Below are 18,721 nucleotides of genomic sequence, written 5' to 3'. Positions count from 1 at the left end.
TCCAATCAATCTATCTATACTAAATTACCCGAAATCAATCAAGAAAAAACAAAAAACCGAGGTCAGATAGCCTCGATTTTATCGCTTTGGACATGTAGAACAACAAGTCCCGTTATCTGTTTTGTAATATAGGCAGCAAGTCTTACGAGTCTTAGTAGGTCCACAGCCGACGGGGACTGTAAAACGTTGGAACGGGTTTTTTGTTAACCCAAAATGAAAAGCAGGTGCTTCCATAAAGAACGCATAATCTTCTTGGATCCTTTGCTTAACTTCTGCTGGATGCTCTTCTGTTAACCACGTTTCATATACCCAGCGTATGTAGATCCAAGCGTTCTCCCAAAGAGTTGCTTTTGAGATACGTGCAGTGCTTGCAATATGATTCAACATGACAGACATATTTTCTTTAAAAAGTGATTCAATGACAGAAGAGCGCCAATCTGCCCTGTTTTCGTCAGCGATGTGAGCAGATGCATCTTTCAGTGTGAATGATGGAAGCCACATGCTGTCTGAGTTGTGATCGATAAGATATACATTTTTTATGTTCATATCGAATGACTTATTAAGAATGGTCATTCCATATAAACAGGAAGTTAAACTGCAATACGCATAGCGCTTAAAGAATAGAGATGCAGTCACAGGGCGTTTATTCGAACCGATACGCGGTCCTGTTTGATCCAAAAACTGAAGCAGGTGCTCATCGTTCAACAGCTGTTCGGCAGAAACGACAACTTCATTCTCATATGGTGCTTGAAAGGAGAAGCGATAGTTTGAACTGATATGATTTTTTTCTTCTGCTGTCCAACCGTTTGACTTAGGCGTACTGAGGAGTATTGACATGTCGAACGACTCGCCCCTTTCCATATGGAATACACATTGGTGTGCCGAAAACTGGATCAGGAATCACGGTACTCGACATCTGGAATACATCTTCTACTAATTGTTCATTCATAATATCTTCAGGTGCACCCTCTGCGTAGACGGTTTTGTCTTGAATCGCAACAATATGATGAGCATAACGGCATGCAAGATTCAAATCATGAAGCACCATAACTATTGTTCGCTTTTCACTTTCATTTAACTCAAATAGCAGATCGAGAATCTCAATTTGATGTGTCATGTCTAAGTAGGTAGTAGGTTCATCCAATAGAATCGTCTCTGTTCCTTGAGCCAGTGTCATAGCGATCCAAGCACGCTGACGCTGACCACCTGAAAGTGAATCAACAGGTGTTTCCATATAAGGAATAAGATTTGTCGCACGAAGCGCGTTCATTACGGCTTGTTCGTCTTCTTGTGACCATTGTTGCAGCCAAGATTGATATGGAAAGCGTCCTTGCTTCACCAGTTGTAGAACAGTTAACCCTTCTGGAGCAATTGGTCCTTGCGGCAGGATCGCCAGTTCTTTTGCTACTTGTTTTGTAGACCGTTTCGCTACATCTTTACCATTTAGCAAAACATGGCCACCTTTAGGAGTTAATAGTCTTGCCATAGAGCGTAACAGAGTGGATTTTCCACAACCATTGCTTCCGATCAAGACGGTGATTTTACCTTTTGGAATCTGCAGGTTCAACTCGTCGATAATCGGTTCTTTTCCATAAGCTAAAGTTAGGTTAGAGGTTGTTAGTACAGCCATCTGTCATCCACTCCTGTTATTGGTTTTTAAATAATAGATAGATAAAGTAGGGAGCACCGATCGCCGCTGTAAAAACACCGGCAGGTACTTCTAAAGGTGAGAACAAGGTACGTCCGGCAAGGTCTGCCAAAACGACCATGATACCACCGATCAAAGCCGAAGCTGGGAGCAAGCCGCCGAACGACGAGCCTGAAATTCTTCTAGCGATATGTGGTCCGATAAGTCCAACAAACCCCATCGCTCCTGCAAATGCGACTGCTGAACCGGCTAAAGCCGTGCAGACCATCAAAAGTAAAAATCGTTCACGGTGGACGGAGATTCCTGCTCCTTTTGTAAGATCATCACCAAATCCTTGGACGTTCAATCGGCGTACGAGAAGGACTAAGATAGGTAACATTCCTATAAACCAAGGCAGCAATGCTTTTACTTCGTTCCAGGATGTACCGTACACCGTTCCGGTAAGCCATATTGTGGCTTGACTCGCTCTGTAAATCGGGCCGATGAGCATCATGAGCGTAGTTAAAGCTTGTAATAAAGCCATGAGTCCGATGCCGATCAATATGAGACGTATTGGTGTTACGCCGTCTTTCCAAGCTAATACATAAATCAAGAAAGCAACAATCGTCGCGCCACCGAAAGCAAACAATGGTAAATAATTGATGCTTAATAATAGGTTGTTAGAATCATCACTGAACATCGTTAGAAAAGCGACAGCTGCAAAACCGGCTCCACCAGTTATTCCGATCATATCTGGAGAGGCTAGCGGGTTGCGGATAATACCTTGCAAGATGGCACCAGAGAGAGCAAGCGAAGCTCCTGCTATAAAAGCGACTAGTACCCTTGGAAGTCTAAACTCAAGTATGATGAGCTGGTTAATATCAATTCCTGTTCCTAATAATGCTTGAAATACATCCCACGGTGGGATATACATATCACCGACACCGATACTAATTAACATGGCAACTACTGCCGCAAGAATGAGAGCAAATATGCTAACAGTCGTTTTTTTATCAACTAAAAAAGAAAATGATTTACGCTGTAAAACCCAGTACTTTCTCATTTTTGAAATATTCCTTTTCGAACAATATATATGAAGAATGGTGTACCAATCAGAGCTGTTACAACCCCTACAGGTGCTTCTTCAGGCATGATAATATAACGTGCTCCTATATCTGCAACGACGAGCATTATACCTCCGATGATGGCAGAGTATGGCACGATCCAGCGGTGATCATTTCCTACTAAATATCTAGCAAAGTGAGGAACGACGATCCCTATGAAACTGATAGGTCCAGCTATCGCAACTGATCCTCCTGCTAATATGATAACCATGAGAGCCGCCGCTAGTTTAAACACTACTGTTTTTTGACCTAAACTGATGGCAACATCTTCACCAAGCGCAAAGGCGTTTAACTGCCTTGATAATAAGATGGATATGAGCCAAGCGATAATAAGTGCAGGTAAGACAGCTGCTAGCATAGAAAGTTTTCTTCCTTCAACTGAACCAGCGAGCCAGAATAAAACCTCATCTAGTGCTTTTTCATTGGTGACGAGCATACCTTGCGTGAGGGATGCAAAAAGTGCGGCCATAACAGCTCCTGCAAGTGTTAGTTTGACGGGTGTTAGTCCACCTTGTCCTGCGGAACCTAATGCATAAGCCAATCCTGCAGCAACTGCAGCTCCTAAAAAACCGATCCACATAAACTGCTGTATAGATGAGATCCCAAGGAAAGTAACACCAAAAACAATAAAGAATCCGGCTCCGGCATTCACACCAAAGATATCTGGAGATGCAATTGGATTTCGAGTGAGCGCTTGCATGAGGACCCCGGCAATCCCTAATGAGATTCCGACAGCCATACCTACAAGTGAACGCGGAACCCGAGAAAGTTGAATGATCAAATGTTCGTTCGAACCGTTAAAGGCTGTATACGCTTCAATGGCTTGTTTAAGTGAAGTATTGGTGTAACCGAGTACCACACTCAGCACCATAATGATGAGCGCAATCATTACGCCTAGGATAAGTCCAGCTGCTTTAATTTTATTTCCGTATAATATTCCGTTCATTAGAGCCTCTTTTAATAATGAAAGTTATTCTCATTTATCAGTTTAAAAGTAAAGTGTGTATCTGTCAATGACTTTGAAAATCATTATCATTTAGTTATTGACAACGTATTCATATCAGTTTATGATACGAATTGTAATTGATTCTCATTATCATTTACATTATAAAAAGGGGAGAGAAAATCGAATGAAAAAAATTACATACAAATGGCTTGCTTTCGCAGCTGTGTTAACGTTAATGCTTGCACTAGCAGCATGTGGAGGAAAAGATAAAGAAAAAGAAGAAAAGTCAGAAGGATCCTCTTCTTCCTATAAAGTTGAACATGCGATGGGTACAACAGAAGTTAAGGAAAACAAGCGAGTAGTTGTCTTAACAAACGAAGGTACTGAAGCAGTTCTCGCTCTTGGCGTAAAACCGGTTGGAGCCGTTAAATCTTGGTTAGGTGATCCTTGGTATGATCACATTAAGGATGACATGAAAGGCGTAGAAGTCGTAGGTGACGAGAGTACTGTAAATGTTGAGAAAATCGCAGCTTTAAAACCTGACCTAATCATTGGAAACAAGCAGCGTCAAGAAAAGCAATATGATGAACTAAATAAAATTGCGCCGACTGTTTTTGCAGAAGAACTTCGTGGTGATTGGAAGATCAACTTTGAACTATACGCAAAAGCTTTAGATAAAGAAGAAAAAGGAAAAGAAGTTCTAGCTGCATTCGACAAGCGTATTGAAGATATGAAGAAAGAGGCAGCAGATCAATTACAAACAGAAGTTTCAGTGGTTCGTTTCTTGCCAGGAACATCTCGTATCTATCACAAAGATTCTTTCTCAGGTGTGATTCTTGATCAAATTGGATTTGCACGTCCTGGTGATCAAAACAACGATGATTTTATGGAAGAAGTTACACAAGAACGTATTCCTGATATGAATGGAGATATTTTGTTCTACTTCACTTATGAAGAAGGTGACGGAAAAGCGACTGATACAGAAAAAGAATGGACAGGCAATCCGCTTTGGAAGAACCTTGAGGTTGTAAAAGCAGATAAAGCATACAAGGTAAGTGATTCAATCTGGAATACAGCAGGTGGAGTGAAAGCTGCAAACTTGATGTTAGATGATCTTGAGAAGTACTTCTTAAAAAAATAAGGGTGTAACAGAGAGGGAGCGAGCAGTCGCTTCCTTTTTTCTTCTTCAGCTGACTCCAGTTTTTACCTATAAATGTACTTGGATGAAGTTAAGCTGTAGGAAAGGCGTTCTTAATTTGTACACAATTTTGCAATAAATCTGCCATAAGTTTTCCAAGGGAAGAGGAATAATAAACATAATGTATAAGTATAGAAATAAATTTATTCCTGGAGGTTTTTGTAATGAACAAAAAACCATCGCTTGAAAAGGAACTGCAGCAACGTGAGATCTTAATGAAAGACGAGCAAACCAATGCTTGGTTTTACGAAGATCACATTACAGCCATCGTTAACCGTGCCCGTAAAGAAGGTGCATTTGATGATTTAGAAGGCTTAGGTAAGCCTCTTAACCTAGATGAAGATCTTACTTATAATCCCGAGAAGCGTCTTCATAAAGTAATGAAAGATAATAACATTCTCCCGAGTTGGGTGAAACTTGGTCAAGAGATAGACGTACTAAAAGAGGAGCTGAATACGTATACCGTAGAATTCAACATTAAAAAGACCGTAGAGACCATTAACCAAAAAGTCTTTCAGTATAACTTAACTTGTCCACCTAGTGCACAAAGGATGAAGATAAACCTGGAGGACGTTTTGAATAAATAATTGGAGGGTGTATGGCAAAGAAAAGTACATTAAATGCAGAACATTATCAATGGGGAGATGCATGTGATGGCTGGCACCTTCTAAAGCAAGAGAACCTAAGCATCATACAAGAAAGAATGCCCCCACAAACAGCTGAGGTAAGACATTATCACGTGTTTTCCCATCAATTTTTCTTTGTTTTAAACGGAGAACTGTTGATCGAAAAAGATGGTGAAGAAATTATCCTTAGCGCCCATCAAGGATTAGATATTCCTGCAGGGACAACCCATCAAGTTCGAAACGAATCGAGTTTGCCTGTTGAGTTTCTTTTAACTTCTCATCCACCTGCACAAGGAGATAGAGTAGTTGTGAAAAAAGTAAAAAGTATTAGTACAGTGACCCTTTAAACATAAAGGGTTATTTTTTTGTCATGTGAACTTGAACTTATGGGAAAGATAGAGAAAAAACGGCCAGGAGTTCATGAGATGTTAATGTATAAAGAGGTTACGAATCAAACCGAACGAATTGAACACTTTGACATGCCAAAAGAGAACGAAACCATCTGGATGTTTTATCAATCTCTTAAAGAAATGAATCAAGACAATATATTAGAGCAGCTAGATCTTCACCCTTTAGCTAAGAATGCTTTTATGAATTTTTCTGAACATCCACAACTTAATGTTTATAGCAATCATGCTGTTGTTTCAACGTTTTATTTGGGATCTGAAAATTATGAACCGATTAGGATTAACCTTCTAATCGGTGATAAGTATTTGATTGTTATGAGTGAACACGAAATTTCCTTTAGGGAACAGCTAGTAAAAGATTTCACGAACAATCCTGAACACATGAAACATGTTAGCTATATGCTGTACTATCTGATGAAGGATATCGTTAATTCCTATCTAGAAGTTGTTGATCAGCTTTCAGATGAGTTTTTAGAGCTCGAAAAGAGTGTGTTTATTGATCCACAAAAACGTGAGATCGGACGGGACGTGTATCGTTGGAAGACCCGCTTACACAAGCTAAGACAATATGTTGAAGCAGAAGAGGGCATCATACAGAAAATGGGTCATGATGACTTTGAATACGCAAATGAAGAATCAGGTTTTTATTTTAAAGATCTGCTATCCTCCTTCTCAAGAGTAACAAATGCTTTTGACAGTTTTAAAGAAAATTTAAAAGGAATTTTAGATCTGCAAATGTCTTTAAAGTCCGATCACATGAATAGAATCATGAAAACGTTGACGCTCGTTAGTGCTGTTTTCATTCCCCTTACATTTATCGCAGGCCTTTATGGCATGAACTTTGAATACATACCTGAACTTAAATGGCACTATGGGTATTTTTACGTTTTAACTCTTTGTTTCGTTTTGCCTGTTGTAATCATGAGCTATTTTAAGAAGAAAAAATGGTGGTGACTACATAAAAACGTATGAGCTGAGGAAAATAAAGAAAAAGGAGGACGTGAAGAATGGAAAAAAGACCGTATTACATTAATGTGGAAACCGGCGAGATTCTTCCCATCAAAACGGCTTCAACGTTTCAGTTTGAAATTTCTGCCTCTGATGAAGATGTAAGGCATCTTGAAAGGAAGTTCAGTGAATTAGACAGTACAGCAAATGATACTTTTGTAAGATCACACTTACCATACGTTCCTTATTCAAACGACTCAGATAATGACAGATATGATGAGAAACTAAGAGAAGCCTATCAGATGATTCATGACCTTGGTCAAGAGGAAACACGTCGCTTTATCGAAAGTATGAGTTTTTGGAATCCAGAGAAACCTCAAGATTTAGAAAAAAGACCAAAAGACTAAATGTCTTTTGGTCTTTACGTTGTTAATAAATAAAATAAGCAATGTAGATGATGAGGCCAATTACGATAGTAAAGCCGGCTAGTGCAATAAAAACGGGATTCAACAATGCAGTATGTCTCGAGACGGCAGGGTTTACCTCATCTTCTGTATACACTTTTTGTTTTTTTGCAATTTTCATCGTCCACCAGAGACCTATAGCGGCTACAAGGACAGATAACAAAATAAAGAACATTGTAAACAATATGTTCACTCCTTAAACCTTGTTTGTCCTAGTAGTGTTTGTGGTTTTAGCGGCTTTCATGCATAAGAAATGAAGGTTGCTTTAACGATTCAAGACGTGTCAGTTCATTCGTTACAAGTGTAAGGATTTTATCCTGATCTTCTTTACTAAATATGTTATATTGATCACTTTCAATAATCAATACAGGGGTTTTATCGTAGGCCAAGATCCAATCTTTATATTTAGCATGAAGGGTTTTGTAGTATGCCAGTAGTTCAGGATTCTCTTCTACTTGCTCATATGAGCGACCTCTTTGTTGAATACGGCTTAATGCTGTCTCAAAATCACTATCCAAATAGACAAGCAAATCTGGACGTGACTTTGGAGTTTTGTCGATTTCGTTCATCATCGTTTCAAGTAAGTCTTTATATGTGTCAAATTCAAGCTGTGTCATGTTTCCTGAATCAAAGTTCAGTTCTGCAAAGATTAGATCTTCGTAGAGGCTTCGATCCAGAACATTGTCTGGACTTGTACGAGCTTCACGAATCGTCTTAAAACGTGTGTTTAAGAAATATATTTGAAGCGGGAAAGCCCATCGCTTCGGGTTTTTGTAATAATCGGGTAAAATAGGATTGTCAACGACACTTTCATAAAAGATAGAGCTTCCTAGCTGCTCGCTCAAGAATTCAGCATATGTAGACTTACCTGTACCGATCATACCTGCCATTAAAATCACGGTATATCCTCCTAAAATGGTGCTTCATAGGCACTGTAGCCAGTGATGCGACTTGTGTAGATCATATGTATTCATAAGTTTTAAAATATCAATATATGGTATGTAAGCGATAAAGCCTTTCTAAATATATCATGTAATACAAAAGGTGAACAGAGGTTGTTTTTATTAATCATTTTATAATACTGGAAACTCTGAACAACACCATTACTTGATTTTAAAGAAATGGGAGTTTTGCCGGTATAGTGATAAGTCTTATTGCTTGAACATATATTGCGGTGGAAATATCATAAGCGTCACAAGTGAAAACAATAAAACATAGAACTGAAGTTGTAATAAAGGGGATATTAAACATGACCATACAAATAAAAGTTTATTCTGATTTTGTTTGTCCATATTGTTACTTAGCAGAAACGCCATTATTAAAAGCAACCGAAGATAAGGATGTTGAGATTGAGTGGATGCCATACGAACTCAGACCATTTCCACAGAAAACATTACGTCCTGAAGAAGATTATTTACAAAGATCGTGGCAAGAGTCTGTTCAGCCTCTATCAAAGAAAATGGGTGTTGATATGATATTGCCAGAAGTATCTCCTCAACCTCATACTTTCTTTGCTCATGAAGGATTATTGTTTGCTAAAAGGCACAACAAGGAAAGAGAATATGCTCATCTTGTTTTTAAATCTTTTTATCAAAACGGAAAAGATATCGGAAAGATTGATGTACTTCAAAACATTGCTGAAGAAATCGGCCTCGACGGCAAGTCCTTTCAACATGCATTGGAATCTCGTGAATTTAAGCAAGAAAGAGAGAGGATTCAGAAAGAAGCCACAGAAGACCTTAATATATCAGCAGTCCCTACTATTATTATCGGTGAGAGAGTATTGAAGGGGCTGCATCCTCAAGCTAATATCGAACGTGCATTAAGAGGCGCTATTAGGGATGCGAAATTTGAATTTTGTGATGGCGACGAATGTGAATAAAAGTAAAAATGATGAAAAAAGAGCGCTTAGAAGGTCGTCCTTCTTAGCGCTCTTTTTCGTTCTTAACAATGAAAAAAGGGGGTTGTTGATAGGGATGTCTATAATATAGCAAGGTCTCATTAAAAATGGACGAATATGTGATTTTTTTGATAAACGTTATCACTTTGTGACAAAGTCGCGCTGACGGACTAAAGGGCAATTGTTTAAAATGAAAAAAGCCCTAAATTAGGGGAGGGCTTTTTTCGGGAAAGGGGGGTACACCTATATAAGACGAAGGAAAAATGGAAAAGTTTCAAAATTTGTAAAAATTCTTTTTCTAGTCAATTAAAAAATGATAGAGTAAGTAACAGAATAGAAGAGAGAAGGAATGGGGATGAGAGATTTTCTTAAAAAGTGGCATCCAGCAGTCATCGTAATTGTTGCTGGAACATTGTTTACGCGAGCGGCATTTTTTATGACTATGCCATTCTTAGCCATTTATTTGTACAATGAAAAAGGGATCGATCCAGCCATGGTTGGATTGATAATTGGAGTAAGTGCTCTAACGGGTACGTTCGGTGGTTTCTTTGGGGGCTATCTATCTGATCGGATAGGGAGGCTTCCTGTGATGACAGTTGCTATCTTCATTTGGAGTGCCGTGTTTGTTGGATTTGCTGTAGCAGACCTCGTATGGCATTTCTTTGTGTTAAACATGTTAAACGGACTGTGCCGTTCTTGGTTTGAACCCATTTCTAGAGCATTGCTTGCAGATGTAACGACAAAAGAAAACCGGCTTCATGTTTTCAATGCTCGATATTTTGCAATAAATGTTGGTGCTGCAGTTGGTCCGGTTATAGGAACGCAGCTAGGTACATCAAATTCAACTCAAGCTTTTTACATTACTGCGATCGCTTATCTCTTATATGCATTATTAATTGTATTTACATTAAAAGGGTACTCCAAAGAGTTAAAGGGTGGGGAAGAGAGAAAGTTCTCAATTAAGTCTGCCATTAGTGTGCTTTCAAGAGACAGAGTGCTTGCTTTTTTTCTGATCGGAAATACAATTGTTATGATGGCACAGTCACAAATGGATACAACTCTAGCGCAATATATAGGGAATTCACCTCAGTTCGAGAATGGGGTTAAGCTTTTTGCGTACCTTGTTGTTACAAATGCAATAACTGTCCTGTTACTTCAGTTTCCAGTCACAAACTATGTAAGGCGATTTCAGCCGATGAATGCACTTCGTTTTGGGAGTTTTGCTTTCAGTCTTGCATTGCTTGGATTTGGACTATCAACGAATTGGGTTTTTCTTGTCATAAGTATGGTGTTTTTAACAGTAGGAGAAATTATTGTGTTCGTTATGAGTGATGTGCTTTTAGATGATTTAGCGCCTGAGCATATGAGAGGTACATATTTTGGAGCGATGTCGTTTCGATCGATCGGTTTCAGTGCGGGGCCGTGGATTGGCGGCTTACTTTTAAGTACGTTTGGCTTTGAACATGGATTTTATGTGTTTGGCATTCTAACGCTTATCTCATTACTGTCCTTGCCATTCTTTCAATACGGAGAAGGTATCCGCAAAACGCTCCTAAAACAACAATCTGCTTCAACTTAAGAAAGGGGAAAGATCAGCATGATTACTGGAATTGAACATACTGGAATTATGGTTTCTAACATGGAGAACTCTATCAAATTTTATACCGAGGTACTCGGTTTAGATCTATTAGATCGTTTCGATCATACAAGCGTACCCGTTGAGTTGGCATTCTTAGGGGTAGAAGGAAAAGTTCTTGTTGAGTTGATTGCGGGATATACAGGGCCAGTTACGAATGAGGGGAAGGTCCACCACATTGCGTTTTCTGTAAAGAATATTGAAGAGCAATATGAGTTGTTGCAGAAAAAAGACGTAGTCATGAAAGATAAAGAAATCACAGAGCTTCCAAACGGAAAATACTTCTTCTTTTACGGACCAGATGAAGAATCACTTGAATTTTTTGAGAGTAAATAGAAATGAAGACTGCATGAGTTGCAGTCTTTTTTTATTTCTTTGTAAAGAGTCATTATAGGGAGAAGGTGATAAGACAGCAGTAAAGAAGTCTATGAATGAGAATTAGATTCCTGGCAGTGTCTCTTTTAAATATTGGTTTGAACAGTATTCTACTCCATACTTGTAGCGACTTTCTCTAACATTTCTAGCTTTCTCCGGATCAATATGAATTCGTTTGATCTCAGGATATGTTTCCATGATCTTTAAAGCGATCTTGTCACCAGGCTCATCTGGATCAGTTAATACATAAACTTCATTACAAAGAATTAATGCTTCTTCAATCGCTCTTCGTTCTTTATGCCGAAATGAAATCCCATTTAAAATGACAAAATGGGCGTGAGGATGAACACTTTGTACTCTCAGTTGATCACTTTTGCCTTCAACAATGTATCCGGTCATAGCGCCTCCTGTAAAACTAAGATTCATTAACATTTTATGGAGGGCATATCGATAATAGTACGACTTCTAAAAAATTATTGGACAAAGGGAGTGTAAACTGTGAAGAAGCTAATTATCCTTGTAAGAACTTGTTCTCTTAGCTTCTTTTCCCTTATTAGTATTTATGGATTGTATTTGTTGTTAGGTGATATTGAAGGGTTACTGATCGGGGTGTCCATTCTTCTTGTATGCTTTTCCTTATTTAGCATGCGATTCATTAGATTTGTTATAGAGAGAAAAGAAACGCTTGTAATGAAAAGGATACAGCCAAACCTCATGGTTATTACTCTTACAGCATTCTCTACAGCTATATTATCTGTAGGCAATTATGCGCTCGAAACCTCTTTGCCACACTCTTTATCTCCTAGAGTAAAAAATCAATTTTATTTGGAAGCGATGTTAGTAGAAAAGGATAGGATTTTTGAAAGAGTATCCTTTTTAAAAACGCTAGAAAATATGAATGAGAAAAAAGCTTTTGTTTTCTATGAACCTCAAGACGAGGAATTAGCAGTTTCTGCGATTCGTCACATCCGTAAAATGCAGTTTTATCACAATGAATGGATTGATGTTCATGATGCCCTTCCTGTAACCCTCATCCTCTATCGGAACCCTTTAATCTTTCAGCAACATCTGCCGTTTCACTCGTATGAAAACTTGCAAGCATTATACGTACCTGCTCAAGAAACCATCCATCTGCTTGTTACTAACGACATGGATGAGAATTCTGATCTATTTCTAGAGTTGGTCGGACATGAATATACACATCATTGGATTATTAGTTATTTGTCAGAAAATAAACTGGATAATAGGCATCTACCTAGATGGTTTGAAGAGGGGCTTGCAGAATATGCTGGGAAACAGAGTGTAAGAGAGGTGCCGATCTTTGTACCTCTAAACTTCATTCCCTTCACAAGGCTTCACTCCGTAAAGGATTGGACATATCAAAATCGGAGAAAATCTAGTCACCGTCCATACAGACAAAGCTATTATGCCATTGATCAATTAGTAAGGGACGGGAATCGATCTAAAATTAAATCCTTATTGCTTAATAAACAGAAGAATTTTTACCGCTTGTTTGAAGAAGAGACAGGTGAATCCCTGATCGAGTTTGAGGTGCGTTTTTTAAGAGAAGAGTTTATGAATTTAAAGCGCTGATCTGATGCTCAATTGTTTATAGAAGTAAACGTGTAATCAAGCAAAAAGAACTCCTCACGTAAGGAGTTCTTTATTATTATCTGCTTTTTAATTTTCTTTTAATGATAGGCAATAACCTCTTTTTACCTTGTTTGATTAAAAAAGCAACAGCCATTCCTTTGATACCCTTTTTAATACGTCCCATTTTCATCCTCCTATAAAAATCATAGTTGTTTCAAGTAATATACCCGAAATCAGCATGAAGCAATCCTTTTATAGTTATACGGGTTACTTGTCTATACGTTTCATCACGATATGAATAAGATGAACCGAATACAATTTTATAGGAGTTGAACGTATTGAGCATGTATAGAAGTTTTCCACCTTTTCCGGGTCAAGGCGGCGGTCAAGGCGGAGGGCAAGGTTTTGGCCCACCAGGTGGCCCTCCAGGCGGACCTCCAGGAGGCGGTGGTGGCGGTGGAATGGCGCCAACATCAGCACCTCCATCATTTACACCATCCCAAGCGCAAGGTTTTAGTTTGCAAGGTGGAGGTGGCGGAGGAAGTCAGCCAGGAGTCTATGCTGTTGATCCAGGCGCGATCAGACCTTGTTTGTACCAATATGTCTATATCTGGCCAACATGGGGACCAGGATTCTGGGCATGGCTTACTTTTGCAGGTAGAAGATCGGTTGCAGGATTTCGCTGGACCGGCAATAGATGGATCTATTTTGGTATGGATACACGCCAGATCAGTTCCTTTTATTGTTACTAGAAACAGCCGCCCTTGTGCGGTTGTTTTTTTAAGTTATAGGATATAGTGGTTTCTTTTGTACTCGCCATGTTTCATATATTTTCATTTCAGACCTAATGCGTTTGGTCAAAGCATATTGCGCTGCTTCCCATACAAGAGGAGAGCACCAATCCTTCTTTAGATCACTAATAGGAATCCACCTTGCTCCGCTAGAATCTTGATCTGGGATATCAGCTATAGCCGATTGGGAATGAATGTCTATCCTGCAATCAAAGAAAACCGCTGAATGTTGTGACCGGGTCCATTCCTTATAGTTCCAAGGAAGTTCATAACAGCGTTCACCTAGTTTCATACCTTTTATCACCATATAGCCAGTCTCTTCTAGAACTTCACGAATGACCGTTTCGTATTCAGATTCACCATCGTTTGGTGTGCCTCCAGGAAGATCCAAGCGATTTTTATAAGGACCACCGTTCTTTTCGATAACGAGCAGTTCCCTAGATTCGTTCAAACAAATACAATAGATTCCTCTGTGTTTATGCATCTAATAAGCTCCCTCAGAAAAAATACCTTTTCATTATGCATGAAAAGGTATTGTAGCATTATTATTCTTTTACCAGTTCATTTAGTTCTGAGGTTAACGCCTCGAACTTGTTGAAACTATCAACCACTTCTTCTACACATCTATGCTGCTCTTCTACAGATGCAAGAACTTCTTCAACAGAACCACTTGATGTTTCAGCAATTCCAGAAACAGAATGAATTTCTCCAACAATATATCCGGTTGATTCATACAGCTGATTAATTAATTCTTGAACTTCAGATGACTGTGCAGCCACTTGATCGGTGTTCACTAAAATTTGACTGAAGTTGTCTGCTGTTTTCTCTGTAGCTTGCAGACTGGATGTGACAACCCCTTGTGAACCATCTACAAATTGAGCGGCTTGTTTAGCTTTGTTACGAATTTCTCCTAGGATTGCACCGATTTGCTTTGTAGAGTGTTGAGAATCCTCGGCAAGGCGTCGAACCTCGTCCGCCACTACAGCAAATCCTCTACCTTGATCTCCTGCTCGCGCTGCTTCAATCGCAGCATTCAATGCAAGCAGATTCGTCTGAGATGAAATTTCTTCTATTGTCGTTAAGATTCCTTCTATTGATTCACTTTGCTGATTTAATTCGTACATTAGAGTGTTCGTTTGCTGCATGAGCTCACTTACTTCTTTCATCTTCAAAGAAAGTTCTATTACTTGATTTTCACCTGCTTTTGTTACGATGGCTGTTTGCTCTGAAAGCTTTCTCATATCATTGGAGTGCTGATAAAGACCTTTTGCTACGTCATTGGTGCTTGTGACTGATTGATTCATTCCACCTACACTGACAGCCTGAGATTCTACACCTTTTGCTACTTCAGTAAAAGCGTACGTGATGTTGCTTGAAATTTCACCTGTTCGTGTAACGTTTTCTTTTACAGACTGACTAAAGTGATGAAGATTTTCTGATGCATCTTTGATTTTACTTAACAATTTTTCCAATTTAATCTTATCTTGCTCTGACTGTTTTTCTGCGATCAAAATGTTTTCATGCATACGCTGACCTATTCTTGCTTGTGCCACTAGAGCAGCAGTAATAACAGTTAAGAAAACGTTTAATGAGATAATAATCTTTGGGTCTTGTCCGGCAAACATCGTTTCTTTGTATTGAAAAAAGAAGAAATTGGTTAATAATAATCCACTAATACCCGATAGTAAGATTGAAAGGTAGTTATGATACAACGTGATGACTGCCAGGCATACATAAGTCATCAGGTAAGTAGAAATCTTCGGGTTTGAATCTGCCATGATAATAGTTAGTATCGTTAAGCCGATAACTACAAAATATTGAACTGCGAATGGAGCCCACTTTCGATACGTCCAAATCGAGAGTGATAAAAGGATTGCGAGTCCAGCAATACCATAAAACATGACACTATTAACGGTTTTCGTACTAGCATACGTACTTGCTAGACCGAGAAAATACATACCCCACAGCATTTTGGTAACCAGTTTATTCGTTTGTAAATTTGAGGCAAATGATGGATTCAAATTTCGTCATCTCCGTTTTAAAATGTATAAGTACTGTTTTTATATCGTCAGGATTCTCTTTGCATTTAAGATGTTTTCCAAATTTTGTTTTAGTTGTTACGATACCTATTGAATCGTGAACTTTTTTTAATAAGAACTGAAAAGCAGAAATTTTTTTTGTAATTAAACTTTTAATTCGAGGTGATTAACGATGAAAAAGAAGACTTGGCTATTTGCTATCATACTATTGCTTGCCGCTTGTAGCAGCGAACCGAAAAGCACCAATACGAAAGAAGAACCAGCACCTAAAACAAACGAATCTTCTCCAACTGAAAAGAAAGAAGCGGAAAAAGAAGAACCTGTTAACGAAGAAGTGACATCTATTGAAGAAGAAGGAACGTATATTGGTATGATTGACAATAATTCTATTGAGGTAGAAGCAGCAGGGGAAACATTAGTTCTTCGTCTTACAGACGAAGTTAGGGAAGCTGTCGAAAGTTTGAAGGATGGTTCAAAAGTTAACATCGTTTACAAGAAGAATAACGAGGGACAATGGGTACTTGAGCAAATTACTGAAGAAAGTGCGCCAGAGGCAGCTCCAACAAAAAAACTAACTTACATAGCGGATGGAGTTTCAATTGAAGAGGACGCGGTATTAACAGAGAGCGAACTTGAATACCATTTTTACAAACTGCCAGATTTTGAATTTACAGCAGAAGAGCCAAGAAAAGATTTATTGTTTGCTACGAAATTTGCTGAGACATTTGTTAGAATAGAACCTTTGTCAGAAGAATCTTCTATTGATGATCTAAAAGAATGGGCTAAGGATGAACTTGAAGCTATCGGGGAAGTAAGTGAAGTGAATGGAAAAGAGGTCGCTGGACAGGCATTTGAAAAGACTGCGTTATTTATTACGGCTTCAAAAGATTCTTACAAAAAATATATTGTTATCCAAGACTTAAACAACGGAGATCAAGTTAAATATACGGTGAACCTGCCTGAACATAAGAATGCGGCTAAATGGGAACAAGCCATCTGGGCCATGCTTTCTACTCTTCAAACCAAATAGTTTAGTAAAGCGTACCCTTTAGGTGCGCTTTTTTTTTGGATACAATTTGAAAAGGGAGAACAAATGATTATCATAAATGTAGCGGATGGCATATAATATTTACAAAGGTTTAAAAAGTTTCCTTAAGGAAAGATAGGTGATCGTTATGTGGTATAAAGAGAGTTCATTGTTTAAGTTGCAGCAATACACGATAATCCTACACAAGCTTGGAATCTTTTCGCAGGAAGACAAGATAGACATATTAGGTAAAATTCAAAAGTATAAAATGAAAGTTGGTTTAAAAGACTAGGCTGCCTGGTTAGGGAGCCTCTTCATTTGTTCATTTTACATAGAAAAGACCCGGCAGCAACTGCCGGGTCTTTATATATAGGCTGAACTTATTTTTTAGTTACGTTAGCTGCTTGTGGTCCGCGAGCTCCGTCAACAATTTCAAATTCTACTTCTTGACCTTCGTCAAGTGATTTAAATCCTTCTGATTGAATTGCAGAGAAGTGTACGAAAACGTCATCTCCACCTTCAACTTCGATGAAACCAAAACCTTTTTCAGCGTTAAACCATTTTACTTTACCTGTTTGCATATGAATGCCTCCTAGAACGTTTGCACTTTTGTGCTCAGTAATTACCAAACCACTTTCAAACTCTTAAGTTAAGATGTAATCCAGTACTGAATGGTTGTCACAAATATATCACAAGAAAAAAGCTCTCGCAAGGAACTTTTCTGAAAAATAGGAATAAAGAGTCAGAATATATTTGCATATGTAATTTTCAACTGAATGTTATAGGTTTAATCAACATTTTTAAGATATACATATGTACAAAAATAAAAACCATCTGCCTTCTATTCGCTAGCAGGAGATGGTTTTAAATCATGTGATGGTCGAGTTGCTACAATGCCTGTCGCTTTTACAATCTGGTTTAAGATGTTAACTCTGGATTGATCATCAAAGTTTTGTGCTTTGACAAAAGCATAGCCATCTTCATTTGATACATAACGAGGTGGTAAATTATTGAGTGTGATCGCAAACACATCAGCTTTACAAATCTCACATTTACAAGGAAGCTGAAGTTGTCCCCAATAATTCTTTAGTGCTTCTTCTACTAGAATTTCCATGGCGTTTTTTACATTCATGGGCTTTTTACCCCTTTATACACAATCTATATGTATAGAATAGCTTATTCTTACTACATATGTAAACTTTTACTGCAAGTAACAAGACTATTTAACTATAGTTATTTTAATAAATTTCAAATTCTATTACTTTGTTACTAAATTGACAATAATATATGATTTTTCTGAAAAATAACTTGAAATCATATATGATTTGAGATTAACATAAGATTATGAAGACTACACATAAAACAAACAAACAGCAGTATGCTTATCAAGTCATTCGTTCCCGTATCTTAGATGGCAGGTATCCACCAGGTCACAAACTTGTTATTGACCAACTGGCTAGAGAGCTCCAAACAAGTGCAATTCCCGTTCGTGAAGCGATCAGGCTGCTTGAAGCAGATTCTCTAATCTCGTTTAAGCCTTACTCAGGAGCGATTGTTACCCCCTTTGATGAACAAGCATATTTAGAAACTTTATCCGTTCTAGCCGTATTAGAAGGTTTTGCGACTGCAGAATCATCAATAAACTTTCCTCACGAAAAACTTGAAGGTTTAAGAGTGTATACAAAACTTATGGAAGATGCACTTGAACAACTCGATTATTCTCTTTTCTCCAATTACAACAAAGAATTTCATAAACTAACTTACAAATATTGCACCAATCTATTTCTGTTAGAACAGATTCATACAACTTGGGAAAGGCTCGGGACTGTTCGTCAGCAGGGATCAACAATGAAACCTGTTCGAATGAAGCGATCAGTTGCTGAACACTATCAACTAATAGAGATGATGGAAAGAAGAGAGGAACCCAAAATAATAGAGGCATTTACGAGAAACCATAAATTGAATACACTGAAAGCTTTTCTGGAGGATACCAAACAAAATTCTATTTGAGGAGATGAAA

The 18,721-nt window shown here is 38.3% G+C and carries 23 protein-coding genes; 12 read left to right on the top strand and 11 right to left on the bottom strand.

Features of this window, described 5'->3' with window-relative positions:
- Positions 1 to 78: 78 nt before the first annotated feature.
- The 4 genes from FS458_RS13550 to FS458_RS13535 are packed head-to-tail and all read right to left on the bottom strand — an operon-like array spanning position 79 to position 3,697.
- Positions 79 to 837, bottom strand: coding sequence for an IucA/IucC family C-terminal-domain containing protein (locus FS458_RS13550; RefSeq protein ID WP_186320552.1), 759 nt, complete (start codon positions 835 to 837; stop codon positions 79 to 81).
- The gene (locus FS458_RS13545; RefSeq protein ID WP_144701326.1) at positions 812 to 1,630 is read right to left on the bottom strand and encodes an ABC transporter ATP-binding protein; all 819 of its coding nucleotides are present in this window, start codon (positions 1,628 to 1,630) and stop codon (positions 812 to 814) included. The genes FS458_RS13550 and FS458_RS13545 overlap by 26 nt, the downstream gene beginning before the upstream one ends.
- Positions 1,631 to 1,646: 16 nt before the next feature.
- Entirely contained in the window at positions 1,647 to 2,690 is a 1,044-nt protein-coding gene (locus FS458_RS13540; RefSeq protein WP_144701324.1) for a FecCD family ABC transporter permease, read from the bottom strand.
- Positions 2,687 to 3,697 (bottom strand): FecCD family ABC transporter permease, encoded by a 1,011-nt coding sequence (locus FS458_RS13535; protein WP_144701323.1) that lies wholly within the window; start codon positions 3,695 to 3,697, stop codon positions 2,687 to 2,689. Before FS458_RS13535 ends, FS458_RS13540 begins: the two co-directional genes overlap by 4 nt.
- Before the next feature lie 184 nt (positions 3,698 to 3,881).
- On the opposite strand from FS458_RS13535, the gene FS458_RS13530 reads away from it, so the two are divergent.
- The 5 genes from FS458_RS13530 (at position 3,882) to FS458_RS13510 (ending at position 7,283) form a co-directional block, all read left to right on the top strand.
- Complete coding sequence (locus FS458_RS13530) at positions 3,882 to 4,838, top strand: ABC transporter substrate-binding protein (RefSeq protein ID WP_144701321.1); 957 nt, start codon at positions 3,882 to 3,884, stop codon at positions 4,836 to 4,838.
- 221 nt (positions 4,839 to 5,059) lie between these two features.
- Positions 5,060 to 5,482: a DUF1992 domain-containing protein gene (locus tag FS458_RS13525; RefSeq protein WP_144701319.1), complete on the top strand. Its 423-nt coding sequence runs from the start codon at positions 5,060 to 5,062 to the stop codon at positions 5,480 to 5,482.
- Positions 5,483 to 5,493: 11 nt separating this feature from the next.
- Positions 5,494 to 5,868 carry a cupin domain-containing protein gene (locus FS458_RS13520; RefSeq protein ID WP_144701317.1) on the top strand — a complete coding sequence of 125 codons (375 nt, stop codon included), beginning with the start codon at positions 5,494 to 5,496 and terminating at the stop codon, positions 5,866 to 5,868.
- Positions 5,869 to 5,946: 78 nt separating this feature from the next.
- Positions 5,947 to 6,882 (top strand): magnesium transporter CorA family protein, encoded by a 936-nt coding sequence (locus tag FS458_RS13515; protein ID WP_186320551.1) that lies wholly within the window; start codon positions 5,947 to 5,949, stop codon positions 6,880 to 6,882.
- Between the two features lie 53 nt (positions 6,883 to 6,935).
- Complete coding sequence (locus tag FS458_RS13510; protein ID WP_231607463.1) at positions 6,936 to 7,283, top strand: hydrolase; 348 nt, start codon at positions 6,936 to 6,938, stop codon at positions 7,281 to 7,283.
- Between the two features lie 22 nt (positions 7,284 to 7,305).
- Here the strand turns inward: FS458_RS13510 and FS458_RS13505 are convergent, their stop codons facing one another.
- Positions 7,306 to 7,524, bottom strand: a complete 219-nt coding sequence (locus FS458_RS13505; RefSeq protein ID WP_144701313.1) for a hypothetical protein — start codon at positions 7,522 to 7,524, stop codon at positions 7,306 to 7,308.
- A gap of 46 nt (positions 7,525 to 7,570) precedes the next feature.
- Positions 7,571 to 8,230, bottom strand: coding sequence for a deoxynucleoside kinase (locus tag FS458_RS13500; protein ID WP_144703591.1), 660 nt, complete (start codon positions 8,228 to 8,230; stop codon positions 7,571 to 7,573).
- 359 nt (positions 8,231 to 8,589) lie between these two features.
- Here FS458_RS13500 and FS458_RS13495 point away from each other — a divergent pair, with 359 nt between their 5' ends.
- The 3 genes from FS458_RS13495 (at position 8,590) to FS458_RS13485 (ending at position 11,212) form a co-directional block, all read left to right on the top strand.
- Complete coding sequence (locus FS458_RS13495; protein ID WP_144701311.1) at positions 8,590 to 9,222, top strand: DsbA family oxidoreductase; 633 nt, start codon at positions 8,590 to 8,592, stop codon at positions 9,220 to 9,222.
- A 373-nt stretch (positions 9,223 to 9,595) separates the two neighbouring features.
- On the top strand, positions 9,596 to 10,819 hold the full coding sequence (locus FS458_RS13490) for an MDR family MFS transporter (protein WP_144701309.1): 1,224 nt from the start codon (positions 9,596 to 9,598) through the stop codon (positions 10,817 to 10,819).
- Positions 10,820 to 10,837: 18 nt separating this feature from the next.
- Positions 10,838 to 11,212, top strand: coding sequence for a VOC family protein (locus FS458_RS13485; protein WP_144701307.1), 375 nt, complete (start codon positions 10,838 to 10,840; stop codon positions 11,210 to 11,212).
- A gap of 102 nt (positions 11,213 to 11,314) precedes the next feature.
- Here FS458_RS13485 and FS458_RS13480 read toward each other — a convergent pair whose 3' ends face one another.
- Positions 11,315 to 11,650: a toprim domain-containing protein gene (locus tag FS458_RS13480; protein ID WP_186320550.1), complete on the bottom strand. Its 336-nt coding sequence runs from the start codon at positions 11,648 to 11,650 to the stop codon at positions 11,315 to 11,317.
- Between the two features lie 99 nt (positions 11,651 to 11,749).
- Between FS458_RS13480 and FS458_RS13475 the strand changes: the two genes are divergently transcribed.
- Positions 11,750 to 12,844, top strand: a complete 1,095-nt coding sequence (locus tag FS458_RS13475; RefSeq protein WP_144701304.1) for a hypothetical protein — start codon at positions 11,750 to 11,752, stop codon at positions 12,842 to 12,844.
- A gap of 344 nt (positions 12,845 to 13,188) precedes the next feature.
- A complete protein-coding gene (locus FS458_RS13470; protein ID WP_066399872.1) occupies positions 13,189 to 13,596 on the top strand; it encodes a hypothetical protein in 408 nt (135 codons plus the stop codon).
- Positions 13,597 to 13,624: 28 nt separating this feature from the next.
- On the opposite strand, the gene FS458_RS13465 is transcribed toward FS458_RS13470, so the two are convergent.
- Both FS458_RS13465 and FS458_RS13460 read right to left on the bottom strand, forming a co-directional pair.
- Positions 13,625 to 14,119, bottom strand: a complete 495-nt coding sequence (locus FS458_RS13465) for an NUDIX domain-containing protein (RefSeq protein ID WP_144701302.1) — start codon at positions 14,117 to 14,119, stop codon at positions 13,625 to 13,627.
- Between the two features lie 61 nt (positions 14,120 to 14,180).
- On the bottom strand, positions 14,181 to 15,656 hold the full coding sequence (locus tag FS458_RS13460) for a methyl-accepting chemotaxis protein (RefSeq protein WP_137789948.1): 1,476 nt from the start codon (positions 15,654 to 15,656) through the stop codon (positions 14,181 to 14,183).
- 190 nt (positions 15,657 to 15,846) lie between these two features.
- Between FS458_RS13460 and FS458_RS13455 the strand changes: the two genes are divergently transcribed.
- On the top strand, positions 15,847 to 16,704 hold the full coding sequence (locus FS458_RS13455; protein WP_144701300.1) for a hypothetical protein: 858 nt from the start codon (positions 15,847 to 15,849) through the stop codon (positions 16,702 to 16,704).
- A 377-nt stretch (positions 16,705 to 17,081) separates the two neighbouring features.
- On the opposite strand, the gene cspD is transcribed toward FS458_RS13455, so the two are convergent.
- Both cspD and FS458_RS13445 read right to left on the bottom strand, forming a co-directional pair.
- Complete coding sequence (gene cspD / locus FS458_RS13450; protein ID WP_066237152.1) at positions 17,082 to 17,282, bottom strand: cold-shock protein CspD; 201 nt, start codon at positions 17,280 to 17,282, stop codon at positions 17,082 to 17,084.
- A 260-nt stretch (positions 17,283 to 17,542) separates the two neighbouring features.
- Positions 17,543 to 17,833: a late competence development ComFB family protein gene (locus FS458_RS13445; protein WP_144701298.1), complete on the bottom strand. Its 291-nt coding sequence runs from the start codon at positions 17,831 to 17,833 to the stop codon at positions 17,543 to 17,545.
- Positions 17,834 to 18,045: 212 nt separating this feature from the next.
- Here FS458_RS13445 and FS458_RS13440 point away from each other — a divergent pair, with 212 nt between their 5' ends.
- Positions 18,046 to 18,711, top strand: a complete 666-nt coding sequence (locus FS458_RS13440; RefSeq protein WP_144701296.1) for a GntR family transcriptional regulator — start codon at positions 18,046 to 18,048, stop codon at positions 18,709 to 18,711.
- The last annotated feature ends 10 nt before the right edge of the window (positions 18,712 to 18,721 follow it).

Source organism: Fictibacillus phosphorivorans (assembly GCF_007673525.1).
GTDB classification, from domain to species: domain Bacteria; phylum Bacillota; class Bacilli; order Bacillales; family Fictibacillaceae; genus Fictibacillus; species Fictibacillus phosphorivorans_C.
Note: the sequence above shows the minus strand (reverse complement) of the source record. Positions and strands in the feature narration are given on the sequence as shown.

What these genes read in the sequence shown, in the direction of transcription:
- FS458_RS13445 (WP_144701298.1), bottom strand. Translation starts at nt 17,833, where the DNA reads ATGAATGTAAAAAACGCCATGGAAATTCTAGTAGAAGAAGCACTAAAG.
- FS458_RS13530 (WP_144701321.1), top strand. Translation starts at nt 3,882, where the DNA reads ATGAAAAAAATTACATACAAATGGCTTGCTTTCGCAGCTGTGTTAACG.
- FS458_RS13480 (WP_186320550.1), bottom strand. Translation starts at nt 11,650, where the DNA reads ATGACCGGATACATTGTTGAAGGCAAAAGTGATCAACTGAGAGTACAA.
- FS458_RS13490 (WP_144701309.1), top strand. Translation starts at nt 9,596, where the DNA reads ATGAGAGATTTTCTTAAAAAGTGGCATCCAGCAGTCATCGTAATTGTT.
- FS458_RS13500 (WP_144703591.1), bottom strand. Translation starts at nt 8,230, where the DNA reads ATGGCAGGTATGATCGGTACAGGTAAGTCTACATATGCTGAATTCTTG.
- FS458_RS13465 (WP_144701302.1), bottom strand. Translation starts at nt 14,119, where the DNA reads ATGCATAAACACAGAGGAATCTATTGTATTTGTTTGAACGAATCTAGG.
- FS458_RS13540 (WP_144701324.1), bottom strand. Translation starts at nt 2,690, where the DNA reads ATGAGAAAGTACTGGGTTTTACAGCGTAAATCATTTTCTTTTTTAGTT.
- FS458_RS13440 (WP_144701296.1), top strand. Translation starts at nt 18,046, where the DNA reads ATGAAGACTACACATAAAACAAACAAACAGCAGTATGCTTATCAAGTC.
- FS458_RS13515 (WP_186320551.1), top strand. Translation starts at nt 5,947, where the DNA reads ATGTTAATGTATAAAGAGGTTACGAATCAAACCGAACGAATTGAACAC.
- FS458_RS13550 (WP_186320552.1), bottom strand. Translation starts at nt 837, where the DNA reads ATGTCAATACTCCTCAGTACGCCTAAGTCAAACGGTTGGACAGCAGAA.
- FS458_RS13520 (WP_144701317.1), top strand. Translation starts at nt 5,494, where the DNA reads ATGGCAAAGAAAAGTACATTAAATGCAGAACATTATCAATGGGGAGAT.
- FS458_RS13510 (WP_231607463.1), top strand. Translation starts at nt 6,936, where the DNA reads ATGGAAAAAAGACCGTATTACATTAATGTGGAAACCGGCGAGATTCTT.
- FS458_RS13545 (WP_144701326.1), bottom strand. Translation starts at nt 1,630, where the DNA reads ATGGCTGTACTAACAACCTCTAACCTAACTTTAGCTTATGGAAAAGAA.
- FS458_RS13455 (WP_144701300.1), top strand. Translation starts at nt 15,847, where the DNA reads ATGAAAAAGAAGACTTGGCTATTTGCTATCATACTATTGCTTGCCGCT.
- FS458_RS13535 (WP_144701323.1), bottom strand. Translation starts at nt 3,697, where the DNA reads ATGAACGGAATATTATACGGAAATAAAATTAAAGCAGCTGGACTTATC.
- cspD (WP_066237152.1), bottom strand. Translation starts at nt 17,282, where the DNA reads ATGCAAACAGGTAAAGTAAAATGGTTTAACGCTGAAAAAGGTTTTGGT.
- FS458_RS13525 (WP_144701319.1), top strand. Translation starts at nt 5,060, where the DNA reads ATGAACAAAAAACCATCGCTTGAAAAGGAACTGCAGCAACGTGAGATC.
- FS458_RS13495 (WP_144701311.1), top strand. Translation starts at nt 8,590, where the DNA reads ATGACCATACAAATAAAAGTTTATTCTGATTTTGTTTGTCCATATTGT.
- FS458_RS13485 (WP_144701307.1), top strand. Translation starts at nt 10,838, where the DNA reads ATGATTACTGGAATTGAACATACTGGAATTATGGTTTCTAACATGGAG.
- FS458_RS13470 (WP_066399872.1), top strand. Translation starts at nt 13,189, where the DNA reads ATGTATAGAAGTTTTCCACCTTTTCCGGGTCAAGGCGGCGGTCAAGGC.